The following is an 18,537-nucleotide window of genomic DNA, read 5'->3' on the forward strand; positions in this document are numbered from 1 at the left end:
ACAGATCAATCGGCCAGGGCCTTGGTGATGACTTCGGCCACGTCGCGCGAGAGTTTGGGCGTGGCTGCAACCTGTTGCAGGGCCAGGCGCATCTTTTCCTGCAGCGCCGGAGTGTACTTGCGCCAGCGGTCCAGGCTGCGCGCCAGGCGAGCGGCCACTTGCGGATTGCTGGCGTTCAAGGCGATCACCTGTTCGGCCCAGAAGGCATAGCCATTGCCGTCCAGCGCATGGAAGGCCGAGGGGTTGCCGTTGCAGAAGCTGAAGATCAGGCTGCGGGCGCGATTGGGGTTCTTCAACGTGAAGGCCGGATGCTCGGTCAATGTCCGCACGGTGTTCACATCGGCATTGCGGGCCGTGGCCTGCAGGGTGAACCACTTGTCGATGACCAGGGCTTCCTGTTCGAACTCGGCATAGAAGCGCTGCAGCGCTTCGCTCTTGCCGGGGGCGGCGCTGTTCAAGACCGCCGACAGCGCGGCCAGGCGGTCGGTCATGTTGTTGGCGTCCTGGTCCTGCTGCTGGGCCAGGGCCATGGCTTCTTCATCATCGAGCTCGGCCAGGTAGGACAGGGCCACGTTCTTCAAGGCACGGTGGCCGGCCGATGCGGCGTCGGGGCTGTAGGCGCCCGGGGTCTGGTGGGCGCGATACACCGCCAGCAGGTCCTCACGCAGTTCGCGCGCCAGCGAGCGGCGCAGGAACTGGCGCGCCACGTGGATGGCGTGCGGGTCGATGACTTCCATCTGTTCGGCGATCATGGTTTCCGACGGCAGGGTCAGCACCAGTTCGCGGAAGGCCGGGTCCAGCGACTCGTCCTTGAGGGTGGCACGCAGGGCTTCAGCCAGGGCACCATCGTGCTCGATGTTGTTGAGCACGGTGTCGACCGCCACCACGTGGCCGGACTGGCGCGCGGCCTGCACGGCCACCGTCAGATTCAACAGGCGACGCGTGGCCAGGCGCTGGCCGGCTTCCCAACGATTGAAGGCATCGCTGTCATGCGCCATCAGGAAGGCCAGTTCGGCATCGCTGTAATCGTATTGCAGGACCACCGGGGCGGAGAAACCACGCAGCAGCGAGGGCACCGGTTTTGCATCGACGTTGGTGAAGGTGAAGCTCTGTTTGGCCTTGGTCAGTTCCAGCACGCGGGTGGTGGCACCGGCTTTCTTCTCGCCTTGCAGGGTCAGCGCCAGGTCACGGCCTTGCGCATCCAAGAGGCCCACGGCCACGGGGATGTGGAAGGGCTGTTTCTTCTTCTGGCCGGGCGTGGCCGGGCAGCTTTGTTCCAGCGTCAGGGTCAGGGTCTTGCGCTTGGCATCGTAGTCGACCGCGGCTTGTACCAGGGGCGTGCCGGCCTGGCTGTACCAGCGCTCGAACTGCGACAGGTCGCGGCCATTGGCATCGGCCATGGCGGCGCGGAAATCGTCGCAGGTCACGGCCTGGCCATCGTGGCGCTTGAAGTACAGGTCCATGCCCTTGCGGAAGCCATCGCGGCCCAGCAGGGTCTGATACATGCGCACGACCTCAGCGCCCTTTTCGTAGACGGTGACGGTGTAGAAATTGTTGATTTCGACGAAGGAGTCAGGACGCACCGGGTGTGCCATCGGACCGGCATCTTCCGGGAACTGCGCCTGGCGCAGCACGCGCACATCATCGATGCGCTTGACGGCGCGGCCGCTGTCGCTGCCGATCATGTCGGCCGAGAATTCCTGATCGCGGAAGACGGTCAGACCTTCCTTCAGGGACAGCTGGAACCAGTCGCGGCAGGTGACGCGGTTGCCGGTCCAGTTGTGGAAATACTCGTGGCCGACCACCGCTTCGATGTTGGCGAAGTCGACATCGGTGGCGATGCGCGGATTGGCCAGCACGTACTTGGTGTTGAAGATGTTCAAGCCCTTGTTTTCCATGGCGCCCATGTTGAAGTCACCGACGGCGACGATCATGAAGCGGTCCAGGTCGAGGTCCAGGCCGAAGCGTTCGACGTCCCAGGTGATGCTGTTCTTGAGCGAATCCATGGCGTGCTGGGTCTTGTCGAGGTTGCCCTCTTCCACCCACACCTGCAGCAGCGCATCACGGCCCGAATGCAGGCGCACGGTTTCTTCCTGGCAGACCAACTGGCCGGCCACCAGGGCGAACAGGTAAGAGGGCTTCTTGAACGGATCTTCCCACTTGGCATAGTGGCGGCCATCGGGCAGGTCGCCCTGCTCGATCAGGTTGCCGTTGGACAGCAGCACCGGATAGCGGGCCTTGTCGGCGCGCAGCATGACGGTGAATTTGGCCATCACGTCCGGACGGTCCGGGAAGTAGGTGATCTTGCGGAAACCTTCGGCTTCGCACTGGGTGAAGAAATTGCCGTTGGACACATACAGGCCCATCAACGAAGTATTGCGGTCCGGATGCACCAGGGTCTCGATCTCCAGCGTCACCTTGGCCGGGGCGGCGGGGATGGTCAGCACACCGCCGGCGATGCGGAAATCGCCCTGGGCCTGCGAGAGCGTCTTGCCGTTCAGGCGCAGGGCCACCAGTTCCAGCTCTTCGCCGAAGAGCACCAGGTCGCGGCCGCGGGCGGCGGGGTTGCGGGTCAGAGTAATGCGGGTGGCTACACGGGTGTCGGCGGGATCAAGGTCGAAACCCATCTCGACGGTGTCGGCCAGGTAGTTGGGAGCGGCGTAGTCTTTACGGTAGATCGTCTGGGGCGTATCGGTGCGCATGGAGGCCTGTCCGGGAAGGGAAATGGAGGTCAAAAATGATGGCTAAGGTGAAGGCTAAGACAGCAGGAAGCCAATTCAGGTGCAGCAAAAACCCGATTTTACCAATCATCCCGCACTGCGCGAATGGAATCGGCCTGAATTGCTGCGCCGCCCTCCCTCAGGGACCATCGGCGGGAAACATGGTTCATATCGCCCTCTGGCCAGTACAATGACCAAACCGGCACTTGCCCCGCATCGGGATGCGCCGGGCAGGCGCCATGCGGCTTTGCGGCGAGCACTCGCCGCCCGGGATCAAAATGGCCTCGCGCAGAGTCTGACCAGGCCCGGCTTTCTGCCTTTTGCTTCATATCGCCGCGCAAGCGCCCTGCCCATGGCATCCTGGCCTTGCACCCGATGCCGGACCTTTTTCTGATGGAGTTCGTTCATGAAACGCTGGCTTTACCCCCTTCTTGCAGCGGCCAGCTTGCTGCTCTCCGGTTGCGCCTCGGTCATCGAGAGCAACGTTACCGCTTTCCACGCCTGGTCGCCCGGCGACAACCAGAAGGACTATGCCTTCGCCCCGGCCAAGGACCAGGAAAACGACCTGCAATATCAGAACTATGCCGGCCTGATCCGCCAGGAGCTGCAGTTCCTGGGATTTACCGAGGCACGTGATCTGAAGTCGGCGCAATTGCAGGTCAGCTTCAGCTACGGCATGAATACCGGGCAGGTGGTGGTGAGCCAGCCGGCCTACGATCCCTTCTTCTATGGTCCGGGTCCGGGCTGGGGGCGCTTCGGACCACGTCCGTTCGGCTTCTACGGGCCTTATGGTCCCTTCTACGATCCCTTCTGGTATGGCGCACCGATGCAGACGACCAGCTATCCGGTCTTCCTGCGGCGGCTGCAGATCGGCATCAGCCAGGCCAGCGACGGCAAGAAGCTGTTCGATGTGGTGGTGGACAGCGAAGGCCAGCGCGCTGGATTGGCGGAGGCCATGCCGGCCATGGTACGCGCCGCCTTTGATGACTTCCCCGGCCCCAGCGGGGTGACGCGGCACATCCGCATCAAGGTCGACAAGAACGGCCAGCCGGAGGACTGATCGTCCTCAGCCATGCGGCGGCCGTCCCAGCCGCTTGCCCAGTCCCCAGATGCTCAACAGCAGCAGCGCGCCGCCCAGCCACTGGCTGGGGCTCAGGGTCTGCCCCAGCAGCAGGGCCGCCAGCAGCACGGCGGTGAGCGGCTCGATGAGCGTGGCCACGGTCAGGGCCGTAGGGGTCAGGCGCGCGGCGCCCCAGCTGAACACCAGCAGCGCCAGGGCCGCCGTGACCACGCCCAGGTAGAGATACCAGGCCTGCGGCGGCAGGCCGCTGGGCCAGTGCAGCGGCCGGGCCAGGCTGGCCAGGCCCATCACCAGGGCCGCCACCACGGTCAGGCAGGTGGCCGATGGTCCTGCCCCCAGGGCCGCGGAGAGCCGTCCGCTGACCAGCGTGAAGCCGGTATAGAGCAGCGCCGAGGTCACCGAACAGAGCAGGCCGATCACCAGGTCCATCTGGCCCGACCCCGCCGTATCGGCGCTCTGGTGCCGCGCCACGATCAGCACGGTGCCGCCCAGGGCAGCGGTCAGTACGGTCGCCAGCGTCCAGTCCAGCCTGTCCTGTCCGCGCAGCAGCGCGATCAAGGTGGAGAACACCGGCGGCAGGCACAGGGCGATGAGGGTGGGAATAGCCGCGCCGATGCGCTCTATCCCGAGGAACCAGCACAGCACGTAACCCGCCATGGTGGTACCGGCCAGCAGCACGGGCAGCAGCAGCGTGCGCAGGGTTGGCAGATGGATGCGGGTGCCGAACACCAGGCACAGGAAGACGGCACCCACCGCAAAGCGCCAGAAGGAGATGTCGCCGGGAGCAAAACCGTATTGCGCGATCAGGATGTTGACCACCAGGGCACCGGTGCCCCACAGGAAGCCGGCGCTGCAGGCGGCCATCAGCGCCACCCCCGAGTAATGGGGCGCAGCCAGGGAAGGAGAACGGGAGCCGGTCACGGTAAGTCCTTGCAATGAAGGTGGCGGGGGCGTCCGACCGGTCGCCGGGCGCAGCGCCACAGTGTAGCCCAACACCGACCCGGCCTGCTGGCCCGCCGCGCTGCCCCTCAATTGATGAAGCGCCCGCCCGTGCCGATGGCGGTCAGGTCGACGAAATCCGAACCGCTGTGATCGGTGCGGCTGAAATGCAGACTGAAACCGCCACCATCGTAGTTGGCCGGGGTGATGCTCTCCAGCGCCCGGATCAGGCCGGCGCGCGTGAGATGGGGACCGGCGCGGCGCAGGCCCTCCACCAGCACGCGGGCAGCGATGTAGCCCTCCAGACCGATGAAGTTGCAGCCCGCACGCGAGGCGCTGCTGTCCATGGCTTTCTGATACTCATAGACGATGGGCAGTCTGGCCTTGTTGGGGAACGGCACCACCTGGGTAATCTCGGTGCCGACACCGGCCTGCTGCAGGCGCGCGGCCAGCGACTGGCTGCCGACGAAGGAGTAATTGGAAAAACCTCCCAGATAGCCGGCTGCGCGCATGTGCGTGATGAGCGCGGCCGCCGGTCGATACGACACCGCCTGGATCACCACATCGGGGCGCATCTGCATGAATTTTTCTGCCGCGGCCGAAACCTCATCGCTGTTGCGCTCGATGGGCCGGCTGCCCACCAGGGTCAGGCCGTAGACGCTCACGCGCTGGCGCAGGTTCTCCAGCAGGCTCTTGCCCAGCTCGTCGTTCTGGTAGAACACCGCCACCCTCACCCGTCCATTGCCTTGCAACTGGCGCAGGAGGAAGTCGGTTTCCTGCGCGTAGCTGGCGCGTACGTGGAAGATCAGGCGATGGAAAGGCTCGCGCAGGGCGACCGCGCCCGTGTGCGGCGCAATCAGCGGAATACCGGCCTCGCGGATGGCCGGCAATGCCGCCAGGACCGTAGGCGTGCCGGAAAAGCCGAACAGCGCGAAGACCTTGTCGCGCCAGATCAGTTGCTGGGTATTGGCCAGGGTGCGTTCAGGATCGTAGCCGTCATCCAGACTCAACAGCCGCACGCGTCGGCCATGGACGCCGCCGCGGGCATTGACCTGGGCAAAATAGCCGCGCGCTCCTTCCTGAAAATCCCGGCCGACCTCGGCGGCCGGTCCGGTAAAGGGCGAGGACTGGCCCAGGACGATCTCTTGCGCTGTGACCCCGTTCTCGGCTGCCGCCATCCCGTGCAGGCCGCATGCCCACGCCAATGCCAAGGCCAGTCGGCCACACCGGACGACGACCGTACGCCAGCTCCTTCCCATCTCCCTCTCCCGCCAAAAATGTTCTCCCTGGAGGCGCTCGGGTGAAGAAACTCACCCAAACGTCAAAGGCTGCATTTGACGATCAAGACGGAGAAAAATGCGCGATCTGCGCATAGTCGTGAGCAAAAACCGATAACTTGCGAGATCCATGCCGAATAATTTCGATATTCGGCAAAAAACTAGGAAAAATAGGCTTCGCTGGCAAAGGTGATGAAGACGATCATGAGCACCGCGCAGATCAGCACGACCAACAGCCGCCCGAACTTGGGCGAGCCGTCGTTGCCTGTGGCCTGCTCGGGGGGATGCCCCATGGGGTTGTCGAGGCCGGGCTCGCGCGGTGGCTGGTCCATGAGGCTTTCTCTTGTGGCTGGCGTCAGTCGGGATGAATCAGGCGGCCATCAGGGGATCAGGATGGTCGAACCGGTGGTCTTGCGCGCTTCCAGGTCGGCATGCGCCTGGCCTGCATCCTTCAAGGCATAGCGCTGGTTGATCTCGATGCTGATCTTGCCGCTCTCGACCATGTCAAACAGGTCACCGGCGGTGGCGTCGAGTTCGGCGCGGGTGGAGATGTAGTTGCCCAGCGAAGGCCGGGTCAGGAACAAGGAGCCGCGGGAAGCCAGTTCGGACACGCCGAACGGCGCCACCGGACCGGAGGCATTGCCGAAGCTGACCATCATGCCGCGCGGGCGCAGGCAATCCAGCGAGCCGGTGAAGGTGTCCTTGCCGATGGAGTCGTAGACCACCGGGACGCCCTTGCCGCCGGTAATTTCCTTGACGCGGTCGACGAAGTTTTCGGTCTTGTAGTTGATCACGTGGGCAGCGCCATGTTCTTTGGCCAGCGCAGCCTTCTCGTCGCTGCTGACGGTGCCGATCAGGTTCACACCCAGCGCGCGCGCCCACTGGCAGGCGATCAAGCCGATACCGCCGGCCGCGGCGTGGAACAGGATGGTCTCGCCGGGCTGCACGACATAGGTCTGGCGCAGCAGGTATTGCACGGTCATGCCCTGCAGCATCATGGCGGCGGCGGTATCGAAACTGATGGCATCGGGCAGCTTGACCAGGATGTCAGCGGGCATCACCCGCGCTTCGCAGTAGGCCCCATTGGGGCGGCCTGCGTAGGCCACGCGGTCGCCGACCTGGAAACCGGCCACGCCCGGCCCCACCGCTTCGATGGTGCCGGCGCCTTCCTGCCCCAGTCCGGCGGGCAGCGGCTGGGGATAGAGACCGGAGCGGAAGTAGCAATCGATGAAGTTCAGGCCGACGGCAGCGTGGCGGATGCGGACTTCACCGGGGCCTGGCTCGCCCACTTCCACGTCCACGTATTCCATCACTTCGGGGCCGCCGGTCTTGCTCATGCGGATTGCTTTTGCCATCTGGGTCTCCTGGTTGGTGGTTGGTGCTCGGTTTCGCGCCTGAAAATTCACTTTTGTAAGGCAGTATAAAACGCCTCAGCGCTTCTTGCGCGACAGCAGCCACATGCCGGCCAGCACCAGTGCGGTGCCGGCCAGCTGGATGCCGGTGATGGGCTCATCCAGCAAGACCGCGCCCATGAACAGCGTCGACACCGGCCCCACCAGCCCGGCCTGGGCGGCAGTGGGCGCACCGATGCGAGAGACCGCCACCATGGTTAAGAACACCGGCAGCACGGTGCAGAACACGGCGTTGAACAAGGACAGCTGGTACACCGCCGCCACCTGCGTGACCAGATCAGAGGGAGCGCGCAACACGAAGAACTGGATCACGCAGGCCACGCTGGAGACGCACATGGCATAGGCCACCAGCCGCACTGCGCCGACCCGCCTGACCAGCTCGCCGGAAGCAATCAGATAGATCGAATAGCTCAAGGCCGAGCCCAGCACCAGGGCACTGCCGAGGAGGACGTTGCTGCCGCCGGTGTGCAGATCATGCTGCAGCACCAGCACGGTGCCGAAGTAGGACACCAGCAGCGCGCCCCATTCGATCGCACCGACCTTGCGCTTGAAGAAGAAAAAAGCGATCAGCATCACGAAGGAAGGGGTGAGGAACAGAATCAGCCGTTCCAGCCCGGCGGAGATGTATTGCAGCCCGAGGAAATCGAGGAAGCTCGACAGGTAATAGCCCATCAAGCCCAGCACCACGATGCGCAGGACGTCGGCGCGCGCCAGCGGCGGCTGGGTGCGGGCCTTCCACAGTGCCACGGCGGCAAACATGGGGAAGGAAAACACCATGCGCAAGGTGATCACCATGACCGCATCGACCTGATAGCGGTACATCAGCTTGGCCACGATGGCCTTGGCGGAAAAGAAAATGGCGCCGACGATGGCCAGCAGCAAGCCGCCCAGGAAGGCCTGGCGCGGGGTGGAATGGACGGGGGAGTGAGCGGCAGTCATGGCCGCGATTGTAAACCCTGGGCTGCCCGCGCGCCGTACGGATGTCCGGACAGCGCGGGCGGTGGCGGATCAGCGTTTCTTCATCAGGGTGCCGAGCACGCCGCGAATGAGTTCACGGCCAACCTGCGAACCGATGCTGCGCGCGGCCGACTTGACCATGGCCTGCAAGGGCGAATCGCTGCGGCGGCTGCCACTGCCGCTACCGAAGATGCCGCCGGCGGCATCCTTGAGCAGATCCCCCAGGCCGCCGCTCTGGCCTTGTGACGGTGCGGGCGATGGCTGTGGCCGGGGTGGCGGCATGCGCGTACCGCCGCCGGGACGCGAGGTGCTGGCCGGGGCCGGTGCAGTGCGGCCAGCCGAAGCGCCCCAGGCGTTGTCATCCACCGGTGCCGGGGCTTCTTGCGGGACCGGGGCCGGGGCGGACTGCGGTTGCTGCACGGCACGGCCTTTCAGGCGTTCATAGGCCGATTCGCGGTCAATGGCCTGTTCGTAGACACCGGCCACCAGCGAGGACGCGATCAGGGCACGCCGCTCCGGGTCGCTGAGCGGACCGATCTGCGAGGCCGGTGTCAGCACGTAGCCGCGTTCGACCATGTTGGGCCGGCCCTTCTCGTCCAGGAAGGACACCAGGGCCTCGCCCACCCCCAGTTCGGTGATGGCCTGGGCGGTGTTGACCATGGGATTGGGACGGAAGGTCTCGGCGGCGGCCTGCACCGCCTTCTGGTCGCGCGGTGTGTAGGCGCGCAGGGCGTGCTGTACGCGGTTGCCCAACTGGCCCAGTACGGTGTCGGGGATGTCCAGCGGATTCTGGGTCACGAAATAGATGCCCACGCCCTTGGAGCGGATCAGGCGCACCACCTGCTCGATCTTCTGCAGGAGCGGCTTGGGGGCTTCATCGAAAAGCAGGTGCGCCTCGTCGAAGAAAAAGGCCATCTTGGGCTGGTCCAGGTCACCCACCTCGGGGAGGTGCTCGAAGAGCTCCGAGAGCATCCACAGCAGGAAGGTGGAATACAGGCGCGGCGCGTTCATGAGCTTGTCGGCGGCGAGGATGTTGATGACGCCGCGACCTTGCGCATCGGTCTGCATCCAGTCCTCGATGTTCAACATCGGTTCGCCGAAGAAGCGGTCGCCACCCTGTTCATCGATGGCGATCAGGCCGCGCTGGATGGCGCCCACGCTGGCGGCCGAAATGTTGCCGTATTCGGTCTTGAACTGCGCCGCGTTCTCGCCCACATGCTGCAGCATGGCGCGCAGGTCCTTGGTATCGAGCAGCAAGAGGCCGTGATCATCGGCAATCTTGAAGACCAGTTGCAGCACGCCCTGCTGGGTGTCGTTCAGGTTGAGCATGCGGGCCAGCATCAGCGGTCCCATGTCGGAGACGGTGGCCCGCACCGGATGACCCTGCTCGCCATAGACGTCCCAGAAGGCTACCGGCGCGGCGGCCCAGGCGGGCTCGGGCAGGCCCAGCTGGGCCAGGCGCGCGCTGGTCTTGGGCGAGTTGCTGCCGGCCTTGCCCAGACCGGAGAGGTCACCCTTGACGTCCGCCATGAAGACTGGCACGCCGATGTCGGACAAGGCCTGGGCCAGCACCTGCAGGGTGACGGTCTTGCCGGTGCCGGTGGCGCCGGTGATGCAGCCGTGGCGGTTGGCCAGTTGCGGCAGCAGGCACAGCTGCACCCCTGAATGGGTGGCGATCGGAAGCGGATTAATCATGTCGGCTCGGCCTCGAAGGCAAAAATGATGGGGTGGCGATATGGTAAAATGCCCGCCCGATTATAGTCAGAACATGGCGCCAGGAAATGTATTATCGGTCCTGCCTGCGCCGGTCCCCTTCTGCAGCGATGCGTCACCTGCGCCCCACGGTCTTGCCGAGGCGCCCCGGAGCGCGGTCTGGGCAGGCGGGGCGGTTCTGGCCTCACTCTCTCGCAGGAAAGATTGAACATGGCTGGACACAGCAAATGGGCCAATATTCAGCATCGTAAAGGCCGTCAGGACGAAAAGCGCGGTCGCGTCTGGACCCGTCTGATCAAGGAAATCACCGTCGCCGCCCGCATGGGCGGAGGCGATCCGGACACCAACCCGCGCCTGCGCCTGGCCGTGGACCGCGCCTCCGACGCCAACATGCCCAAGGACAACGTGACCCGCGCCATCCAGCGCGGCACTGGCGCCCTGGATGGCGTGAACTATGAAGAAGTGCGCTATGAAGGTTATGGCATCAACGGCGCGGCCATCATCGTCGACTGCATGACCGACAACCGCGTCCGTACCGTGGCCGAAGTGCGTCACGCCTTCTCCAAGTTCGGCGGCAACATGGGGACCGAAGGTTCGGTGGCCTTTCTCTTCAAGCACTGCGGCCAGCTGATGTATGCGCCCGGCACCGATGAGAATGCGGTCATGGAAGCGGCGCTGGAAGCCGGTGCCGAAGACGTCATCACCGACGACGAAGGCGGCATCGAAGTGCTGACCGCCCCCAACGACTTCGCAGCCGTCAAGTCCGCCATGGAAGCGGCCGGCTTCAAGGCCGAAGTCGCCGAGATCACCATGAAGCCCTCCACCGAAACCGTGTTCGCCGGCGAGGATGGCGTCAGGATGCAGAAACTGCTGGATGCGCTGGAGAACCTGGACGATACCCAGGAGCTCTATACCAATGCCGTGATCGAAGAATAATTCACCTGAATTGAACCGATTCGGACAACACGCCCCTTTCCGCCCCATTCGCCACTTATATCTTCCTATCCCATGAAAATCCTAGTTGTTGGCTCCGGTGGCCGTGAACATGCGCTGGCCTGGGCCATTGCCAAGTCGCCGCGCATCCAGACGGTCTATGTTGCTCCCGGCAATGGCGGCACTGCGCTCGACGAGCGCCTGCAGAACATCGCCATCACCGATCCCGTGGCCCTGGCCGACTTCGTCGAGCAGGAGCACGTGGCACTGACCGTGGTCGGTCCGGAAGGCCCGCTGGCTGCCGGTATCGTCAACGTCTTCCGTGCCCGCGGCCTGAAGATCTTCGGCCCCACCAAGGAAGCGGCCCAGCTGGAAAGCTCCAAGGACTTCGCCAAGTCCTTCATGCAGCGCCATGCGATCCCTACCGCCGAATACCAGACCTTCTCGGACGTTGCCGCCGCGCATGACTACATCGCCCAAAAGGGCGCGCCCATCGTCATCAAGGCCGACGGCCTGGCCGCCGGCAAGGGCGTGGTGGTTGCCATGACGCTGGAAGAAGCGCATACGGCCGTGGACATGATGCTCTCCGACAACAAGCTGGGCGACGCCGGTGCGCGCGTGGTGATCGAGCAATTCCTGGCCGGTGAAGAAGCTTCCTTCATCGTCATGGTCGACGGCAAGAACATCCTGCCGCTGGCCACCAGCCAGGACCACAAGCGCCTGCAGGATCATGACCAGGGTCCCAACACTGGCGGCATGGGTGCCTATTCGCCCGCGCCCATCGTCACCCCGGCGCTGCATGCGCGCGTGATGCGCGAAATCATCGTACCCACCGTGCAGGGCATGGCCAAGGATGGCATCCCCTTCTCAGGCTTCCTGTATGCGGGCCTGATGATCGATGCCGACGGCAATCCCAAGACGCTGGAATTCAATTGCCGCATGGGCGATCCGGAAACCCAGCCCATCATGGCGCGCCTGAAGACCGATCTGCTGACCGTGTTTGAACACGCCGTCACCGGCACGCTGGACAAGGTCGAACTGGAATGGGACCGCCGCACCGCACTGGGCGTGGTCATGGCCGCGCACGGCTATCCGGAAGAACCGCGCCGTGGTGATCTGATCACCGATATCCCGGCCGAAACGCCCGATTGCGTGACCTTCCACGCCGGCACGGTCCTCAACGGTGACAAGCTGACCACCAACGGCGGCCGCGTGCTGTGCGTGGTGGGTCTGGGCGACAGCGTCAAGGTCGCGCAGAAGCACGCCTATGACGCTGCCGACCTGATCCACTTCGCCGGTTCGCAGATGCGCCGCGACATCGGCTGGCGCGCCTTGAAGCGCTAAGCCGGGCCGCATGCCGTCCCCATCCCCCGCAACGCCCTGCGTGTTGCGGGGGATTTCATTTGGCAGGCGTGCGCAGCGCTGCAACAAAAATGGCGCCCCCACCGCCCAAGCCTGACGGGCGTTTGCGGGCAGCATGCCACCGCCACAACCCGCATTCCGAGAAAAAAAGGACATATCGATGCCAGACCACCTGCTCAATGTTGAAACTTTGATCAACCTCTACCTGGTTCCCTTCGGGCTCAAGGTGATCGCCGCCATCGTCATCTGGATCGTCGGCGGCCTGTTCATCAACACCTTGTCCAAGGTCGTGCGCCGCGTGCTGACGGCGCGCCAGTTCGAGACCACCCTGATCAACTACGCCAGCTCGGCCATGCACGTGATCCTGCGCATCCTGCTGGTAATGGGCATCCTGGAAGTGTGCGGCATCCCCACCACTTCCTTTGCCGCCATGATCGGTGCGGTCGGCGTGGCGCTGGGCGTGGCCTGGTCGGGCCTGCTGTCGAACTTCGCGGCCGGCATCTTCCTGGTGGTGCTGCGCCCCTTCAAGGTGGGCGACTACATCACCGCGGCCGGCCAGACCGGTAGCGTCTCCGACATTGGCCTGGTGACCACCATCATCACCACCGACAACAACCTGCGCGTGATCATCGGCAACAACAAGCTGTTCTCGGAAAACATCATCAATTACAACGTCAACGCCACTCGTCGTACCGACCTGCGTTGCCAGATTGCCTATGGGGTCGATCCTCAGGAGGCCATCGCCAAACTCTCCGAGCGCATCAAGGCCATCCCCAACGTGCTGCAGACGCCGGCCCCTGGCATCGTGATCCTGGAATTCAATGCCACCGGGACCCTGATTGCCCTGCGCGTGCACGCGCCCACCCCCAACTTCGGCCAGGTCTACAACGACGTGCAGAACGCCATCGCCGAGGTCTGCCTGAAGGAAGGCTGGCCGGCACCAGCGACCTATCAGGTCAACATCGCGCCGACACAGCCGCCGCAAAACTGAGGCCAATGCCCCACAAGGCCGCCCCGGCAAGGCGCACGGAGCGGCTTTTGGCGCCCCAGCCAGGGGCGCTCAAGGTACAATGGCGGGTTGGAACGCATTTCCGTCCAGTAACCGTGCATCAGAGCGACCCGCCGTGACCCACCATTCCAACGCTTCCACCAACACTGCCGCCGTCAAGGCTTATCTGCAGGACCTGCAACAGCGCATCGTCGCGGCCCTGGAAGCCGCCGATGGCAAGACCTTCCTGTCGGATTCGTGGGAACGCCCCGAAGGTGGCGGCGGCACCTCGCGCCTGCTGGAAGAAGGAAACCTGCTCGAACGTGGCGGCGTGGGCTTCTCGCACGTGATGGGCAAGAACCTGCCGCCTTCGGCGGCGGCCAACCGCCCGCAACTGGCGGGCCGGGCCTGGGAAGCGATGGGCGTGTCGCTGGTGCTGCATCCGCGCAATCCCTACGTGCCGACGGTGCACATGAATGTACGTTTCTTCACCACCCACGCGGAAGGCGAAGAAGCAGTCTGGTGGTTCGGCGGCGGCATGGACCTCACGCCCTACTACGGTGTGAAGGAAGATGCAGTCCACTTCCACCGCACCTGCCGCGCTGCGCTGCAGCCCTACGGTGAGGACCTGTATCCGCGCTTCAAGAAGTGGTGCGATGACTATTTCTACCTGAAGCACCGCAAGGAGCCGCGCGGTGTCGGTGGCATTTTCTTCGATGACTTCAACGCCCTGCCCTTCGAGCAAGCCTTTGCCCTGCAGCGCAGCGTCGGTGATGCCTTCCTGGACGCCTACTTGCCCATCGTAGCGGCGCGCCGCGGTACGCCCTATGGCGAGCGTGAGCGCGACTTCCAGGCCTATCGCCGGGGACGCTATGTGGAATTCAACCTGGTCTTCGACCGGGGCACGCTGTTCGGGCTGCAATCCGGTGGCCGGACCGAATCCATCCTGATGTCGATGCCGCCGCTGGTAAAGTGGCGCTATGACTGGCATCCCGAGCCGGGCAGTGCGGAAGCGGCGCTGTATGCCGACTTCCTGGTGCACAAGGAATGGCTGTAATGGCGCCGCCTGCGGCGCAGCGCTGCATCGCCGTGCTCGGCGGCAGCTTCGATCCGGTGCACAATGGCCATGTCCTGCTGGCCGAGCATTTCGTGCAGTTGCTGCAGCCCGACGAGCTGCGCGTCATCCCCACCGGCAATCCGTGGCAGAAGCACGGCTTGCAGGCCGCCGCGGCCGATCGTGTGGAAATGGTGCGGCGGGCCTTCGATCGCCAGCAGGTACCGGTCGTCATCGATGAGCAGGAAATCCGTCGCGCCAGCGCGACCTATACCATCGATACCCTGCGCGCCCTGCGGGCCGAACTGGGACCGGAGGTGTCCATCGTGTTCCTGATGGGCGCGGATCAGCTCCAGCATCTGGACACATGGCAGCACTGGCAGGAACTGTTTGACCTGGCGCACCTGTGCGCCGCCTCGCGGCCTGGCTTCGCGCTGGCCGACACGCACGTGCCGCCGGCCGTGAGAGAAGAATTCAAGCGACGCAACGCTGCGCCGCAAGAGATCCGCAGCACCCCGCACGGATACGGCTACCTGGCCCTCGGGCTGGCGGTCGATATCTCGTCGACTGAAATCCGTGCCCAGCTGCAACGCGGCACCCGACCCGATTCGCTGATTCCGGGCAGGGTGCTAGACTATATCGAACAACAACATCTGTACCGAACTCAATAATGGACATCAAAAAACTGCAAACCCTGGTCGTGGACGCCCTGGAAGACGTCAAGGCCCAAGAAATCCGCATCTTCGACACCTCGCACCTGACCAGCCTGTTCGACCGCGTGGCCATTGCCTCCGGTACCTCGAACCGTCAGACCAAGGCGCTGGCCGCCTCGGTGCGCGACAAGGTCAAGGCCAAGGGCGGCAATGTCGTCAGCGTCGAAGGCGAGGACACCGGTGAATGGGTGCTGGTCGACCTGGGTGACATGATCGTGCACATCATGCAGCCGGCCATCCGCACCTACTACCGTCTGGAAGAAATCTGGGGCGACAAGGAAGTCAAGCTGGGCGCGGCCAAGCGCACCGGCACCTCGGCCGCCGCCAAGCGCGCCGCCGTCGACGAAGCCCCGGCCCCCAAGACCCGCCGTACCCGCGCCCAGGCTGAAGCCGTCGAAGCCAGCCAGGCCCTGGACGACGACGAGGACGCACCGAAGAAGCCGGCCCGCAAGCCGCGCGCCACGGCCACCAGCACCACTACCGGTACGCGCGCTGCCGCCGGCACGACCCGCACCACCCGTGCCACCGGTACCAAGACCACGACGGCCAAGACCACCACCACCCGTGGCACGGCCGCCGGCAGCAAGACCACCACCACCAAGGCCGGCACCACCCGCAAGGCGGCAGCGCCCAAGACCCCGACCGGCAAGACCGTGCGTGTGGCACCGGCCAAGAGCGAGACCGCCAAGAAGCCGGCCGCCAAGCGTTCCAGCAAGGCTTGATGCAGCTGGTCATCGCGGCCGTCGGCCACAAGATGCCGGCGTGGATAGAAACCGGCTTCCAGGAGTATGCCAAGCGCATGCCACCGGAATGCCGGATCATCCTCAAGGAAATCAAACCCGTCGAACGCTCCGGCAGCCGCACCGCAGAAACCGTGATGGCCCAGGAGCGCGAGAAGATCGAAGCGGCGCTGCCCAAGGGCGCGCGCGTGATTGCGCTGGACGAGCGCGGGCGCGACTGGACCTCGGTGCAGTTGTCGCAACAGCTGGTGCAGTGGCAGCAGGACGGGCGCGACGTGGCCTTCGTCATCGGCGGGGCCGACGGACTCGATCCCGGCTTCAAGGCCGGGGCCGACACGCTCATCCGCATCTCCAGCATGACCTTGCCGCATGGCATGGTGCGGGTGATGCTGGCCGAGCAGTTGTACCGCGCCTGGTCGATCACCCAGAACCATCCGTATCACCGCGCCTGACGGCGTCCACCGCCGGCTTCCGGCCTTCCGGTACCGGCTCTTGACATCCCTGGCTCAATGAAACAAGCGGACCACAAAATCTACCTCGCCTCAAAAAGCCCGCGCCGTCGCGAACTGCTGCGCCAGATCGGCATCGATTTCGAACTGCTGCTCTCGGACAAGGAAGTCGACGAGAGTGTCCTGCCCGGCGAAGCCCCGCTGGACTATGTCGCCCGCGTTACCCGCGCCAAGCTCGACAGCGCCCAGCAGACCATGATCCTGCGCCAGTTGCCGCACCGCCCGCTGCTCTCGGCCGATACCACCGTGGTGGTCGATGACATGATCCTGGGCAAGCCGGCCGATCACGATGAAGCCGTGCGCATGATCACCCTGCTCTCCGGCCGCACGCATCAGGTCTTGACCAGCGTGGCCGTGGGCGTGACGCACGGGCTGGACACCGACGTCTGGCAGATCGTGCAGCAATCCGACGTCAGCTTCGCGCCGCTCACCGAGCAGGCCATCGCTGCTTACTGCAATACGGTGGAACCCTACGACAAGGCTGGCGCCTATGGCATCCAGGGCCTGGCTTCAGTGTTCATCAGTCATATCGTGGGCAGTCATTCCGGTATCATGGGACTGCCGCTCTTCGAGACGGCTCAACTATTACAACAAGCGGGCGTGCGCATCCTATGAGCGAAGACATCCTCATCAACATCACGCCGCAGGAGACGCGCGTGGCGCTGATCCTGCAAGGCGCCGTGCAGGAACTGCACATCGAACGTACCCTCTCGCGCGGCCTGGCCGGCAACATCTACCTGGGCAAGGTGGTGCGGGTGCTGCCGGGCATGCAGTCGGCCTTCATCGATATCGGCCTGGAGCGTGCGGCGTTCCTGCATGTGGCCGACATCTGGGAGGCCCGTCCGCACGATGGTCAGAATGCGCCGGCCATTCCCATCGAGAAACTGCTGCATGATGGCCAGACCATCACGGTGCAGGTCATCAAGGACCCCATCGGCACCAAGGGGGCGCGGCTGTCGACGCAGATCTCCATTGCCGGGCGCATGCTGGTCTATCTGCCGCAGGACAAGCACATCGGCATCTCCCAGCGCATCGAGAACGAAGCCGAGCGCGAACTCCTGCGCAGCAAGGTGCAGGCGCTGTTGCCGCCGGAAGAAAAAGGCGGCTTCATCATCCGCACCATGGCAGAGGATGCGTCAGACTCCGACCTGCAGATGGATGTGGAATACCTGCGCACCACCTGGGCCACCATCATCAAGCAGGCCAAGACCAAACCGGCACCGACGCTGCTGCATCAGGACCTGTCGCTGGCGCAGCGGGTGCTGCGCGACTTCGTTTCCGACCAGACCGCTACCATCCAGGTCGATTCGCGCGAGAACTTCCACATGCTGCAGGAGTTTGGCGCCATCTACACGCCCTCGGTGCTGCCCAAGCTGATGCACTATCGCGGCGAGCGGCCGCTGTTCGACCTGTACGGCGTGGAAGAGGAAATCGAGCGAGCCCTGGGTCGCCGGGTGGACCTGAAGTCGGGCGGCTACCTGATCGTTGACCAGACCGAAGCGATGACCACCATCGACGTGAACACGGGCAGCTTCGTCAACGGTCGCAACTTCGATGACACCATCTTCAAGACCAATCTCGAAGCGGCGCATGCCATTGCCCGCCAGCTGCGGCTGCGCAACCTGGGGGGCATCATCATCCTGGACTTCATCGACATGGAGAGCGCCGAGCACCGCCAGGCCGTGCTGGCCGAACTGGGCAAGGCGCTGCAGCGCGACCGCACCAAGATCTCGGTATCGGGCTTTTCCACCCTGGGGCTGGTGGAAATGACTCGCAAGCGCACCCGCGAATCGCTGGCCCATATCCTCTGCGAGACCTGCCCGGCCTGCAAGGGGCGCGGCCAGGTCAAGACGCCGCGCACGGTGTGCTACGAGATCCTGCGCGAGGTCATGCGTGAGGCCAAGCAGTTCAATCCGCGCGAATTCCGCATCCTGGCCTCGCAGGTGGTGGTGGACATGTTCCTGGAAGAGGAATCGCAGCACCTGGCCATGCTGGGGGACTTCATCGGCAAGCCGGTGTCGTTGCAGGTGCAGAGTGATTATCAGCAGGAGCAGTACGACATCATCCTGATGTAATTGCCCCGCCAGCCGACGGCCGCAGCGCATGGATTACAATGCGCACTTCGCGGCCGGTTGCCGG

The 18,537-nt window shown here is 64.4% G+C and carries 17 protein-coding genes; 10 read left to right on the forward strand and 7 right to left on the reverse strand.

Features of this window, described 5'->3' with window-relative positions; translation table 11 throughout:
• Positions 1 to 5 precede the first annotated feature (5 nt).
• On the reverse strand, positions 6 to 2,702 hold the full coding sequence (gene pepN, locus GWL_RS13990; RefSeq protein ID WP_008331253.1) for an aminopeptidase N: 2,697 nt from the start codon (positions 2,700 to 2,702) through the stop codon (positions 6 to 8).
• A 424-nt stretch (positions 2,703 to 3,126) separates the two neighbouring features.
• Between pepN and GWL_RS13995 the strand changes: the two genes are divergently transcribed.
• The gene (locus tag GWL_RS13995) at positions 3,127 to 3,780 is read left to right on the forward strand and encodes a DUF4136 domain-containing protein (RefSeq protein ID WP_008331254.1); all 654 of its coding nucleotides are present in this window, start codon (positions 3,127 to 3,129) and stop codon (positions 3,778 to 3,780) included.
• 6 nt (positions 3,781 to 3,786) lie between these two features.
• Here GWL_RS13995 and GWL_RS14000 read toward each other — a convergent pair whose 3' ends face one another.
• The 6 genes from GWL_RS14000 to GWL_RS14020 all read right to left on the reverse strand — a co-directional run bounded on the left by GWL_RS14000 (position 3,787) and on the right by GWL_RS14020 (position 10,081).
• Entirely contained in the window at positions 3,787 to 4,722 is a 936-nt protein-coding gene (locus GWL_RS14000) for a DMT family transporter (RefSeq protein WP_008331255.1), read from the reverse strand.
• 107 nt (positions 4,723 to 4,829) lie between these two features.
• A complete protein-coding gene (locus GWL_RS14005; RefSeq protein ID WP_008331260.1) occupies positions 4,830 to 5,918 on the reverse strand; it encodes an ABC transporter substrate-binding protein in 1,089 nt (362 codons plus the stop codon).
• Between the two features lie 260 nt (positions 5,919 to 6,178).
• Complete coding sequence (locus GWL_RS23670) at positions 6,179 to 6,349, reverse strand: hypothetical protein (protein ID WP_008331263.1); 171 nt, start codon at positions 6,347 to 6,349, stop codon at positions 6,179 to 6,181.
• A 48-nt stretch (positions 6,350 to 6,397) separates the two neighbouring features.
• Positions 6,398 to 7,372: a quinone oxidoreductase gene (locus GWL_RS14010; RefSeq protein ID WP_008331264.1), complete on the reverse strand. Its 975-nt coding sequence runs from the start codon at positions 7,370 to 7,372 to the stop codon at positions 6,398 to 6,400.
• A 75-nt stretch (positions 7,373 to 7,447) separates the two neighbouring features.
• Positions 7,448 to 8,368 (reverse strand): DMT family transporter, encoded by a 921-nt coding sequence (locus tag GWL_RS14015; RefSeq protein WP_008331269.1) that lies wholly within the window; start codon positions 8,366 to 8,368, stop codon positions 7,448 to 7,450.
• A gap of 69 nt (positions 8,369 to 8,437) precedes the next feature.
• Positions 8,438 to 10,081, reverse strand: a complete 1,644-nt coding sequence (locus GWL_RS14020; RefSeq protein WP_008331276.1) for a helicase HerA-like C-terminal domain-containing protein — start codon at positions 10,079 to 10,081, stop codon at positions 8,438 to 8,440.
• 228 nt (positions 10,082 to 10,309) lie between these two features.
• Here GWL_RS14020 and GWL_RS14025 point away from each other — a divergent pair, with 228 nt between their 5' ends.
• The 9 genes from GWL_RS14025 to rng all read left to right on the forward strand — a co-directional run bounded on the left by GWL_RS14025 (position 10,310) and on the right by rng (position 18,473).
• Positions 10,310 to 11,035: a YebC/PmpR family DNA-binding transcriptional regulator gene (locus tag GWL_RS14025; protein ID WP_008331277.1), complete on the forward strand. Its 726-nt coding sequence runs from the start codon at positions 10,310 to 10,312 to the stop codon at positions 11,033 to 11,035.
• A gap of 72 nt (positions 11,036 to 11,107) precedes the next feature.
• Positions 11,108 to 12,376 (forward strand): phosphoribosylamine--glycine ligase, encoded by a 1,269-nt coding sequence (purD, locus tag GWL_RS14030; RefSeq protein WP_008331278.1) that lies wholly within the window; start codon positions 11,108 to 11,110, stop codon positions 12,374 to 12,376.
• A 178-nt stretch (positions 12,377 to 12,554) separates the two neighbouring features.
• Positions 12,555 to 13,385 (forward strand): mechanosensitive ion channel family protein, encoded by an 831-nt coding sequence (locus tag GWL_RS14035; RefSeq protein ID WP_008331279.1) that lies wholly within the window; start codon positions 12,555 to 12,557, stop codon positions 13,383 to 13,385.
• 133 nt (positions 13,386 to 13,518) lie between these two features.
• Positions 13,519 to 14,439, forward strand: coding sequence for an oxygen-dependent coproporphyrinogen oxidase (gene hemF, locus GWL_RS14040; RefSeq protein WP_008331280.1), 921 nt, complete (start codon positions 13,519 to 13,521; stop codon positions 14,437 to 14,439).
• Positions 14,439 to 15,107 carry a nicotinate-nucleotide adenylyltransferase gene (locus GWL_RS14045; protein WP_008331281.1) on the forward strand — a complete coding sequence of 223 codons (669 nt, stop codon included), beginning with the start codon at positions 14,439 to 14,441 and terminating at the stop codon, positions 15,105 to 15,107. Before hemF ends, GWL_RS14045 begins: the two co-directional genes overlap by 1 nt.
• On the forward strand, positions 15,107 to 15,871 hold the full coding sequence (gene rsfS / locus GWL_RS14050; protein ID WP_008331282.1) for a ribosome silencing factor: 765 nt from the start codon (positions 15,107 to 15,109) through the stop codon (positions 15,869 to 15,871). Before GWL_RS14045 ends, rsfS begins: the two co-directional genes overlap by 1 nt.
• Positions 15,871 to 16,341, forward strand: coding sequence for a 23S rRNA (pseudouridine(1915)-N(3))-methyltransferase RlmH (rlmH, locus tag GWL_RS14055; RefSeq protein WP_006464668.1), 471 nt, complete (start codon positions 15,871 to 15,873; stop codon positions 16,339 to 16,341). The genes rsfS and rlmH overlap by 1 nt, the downstream gene beginning before the upstream one ends.
• Before the next feature lie 57 nt (positions 16,342 to 16,398).
• On the forward strand, positions 16,399 to 17,013 hold the full coding sequence (locus tag GWL_RS14060) for a nucleoside triphosphate pyrophosphatase (protein WP_008331290.1): 615 nt from the start codon (positions 16,399 to 16,401) through the stop codon (positions 17,011 to 17,013).
• Positions 17,010 to 18,473 (forward strand): ribonuclease G, encoded by a 1,464-nt coding sequence (gene rng / locus GWL_RS14065; RefSeq protein ID WP_008331299.1) that lies wholly within the window; start codon positions 17,010 to 17,012, stop codon positions 18,471 to 18,473. Before GWL_RS14060 ends, rng begins: the two co-directional genes overlap by 4 nt.
• The last annotated feature ends 64 nt before the right edge of the window (positions 18,474 to 18,537 follow it).

The organism is Herbaspirillum sp. GW103, from assembly GCF_000261365.1.
GTDB lineage: Bacteria > Pseudomonadota > Gammaproteobacteria > Burkholderiales > Burkholderiaceae_D > Herbaspirillum.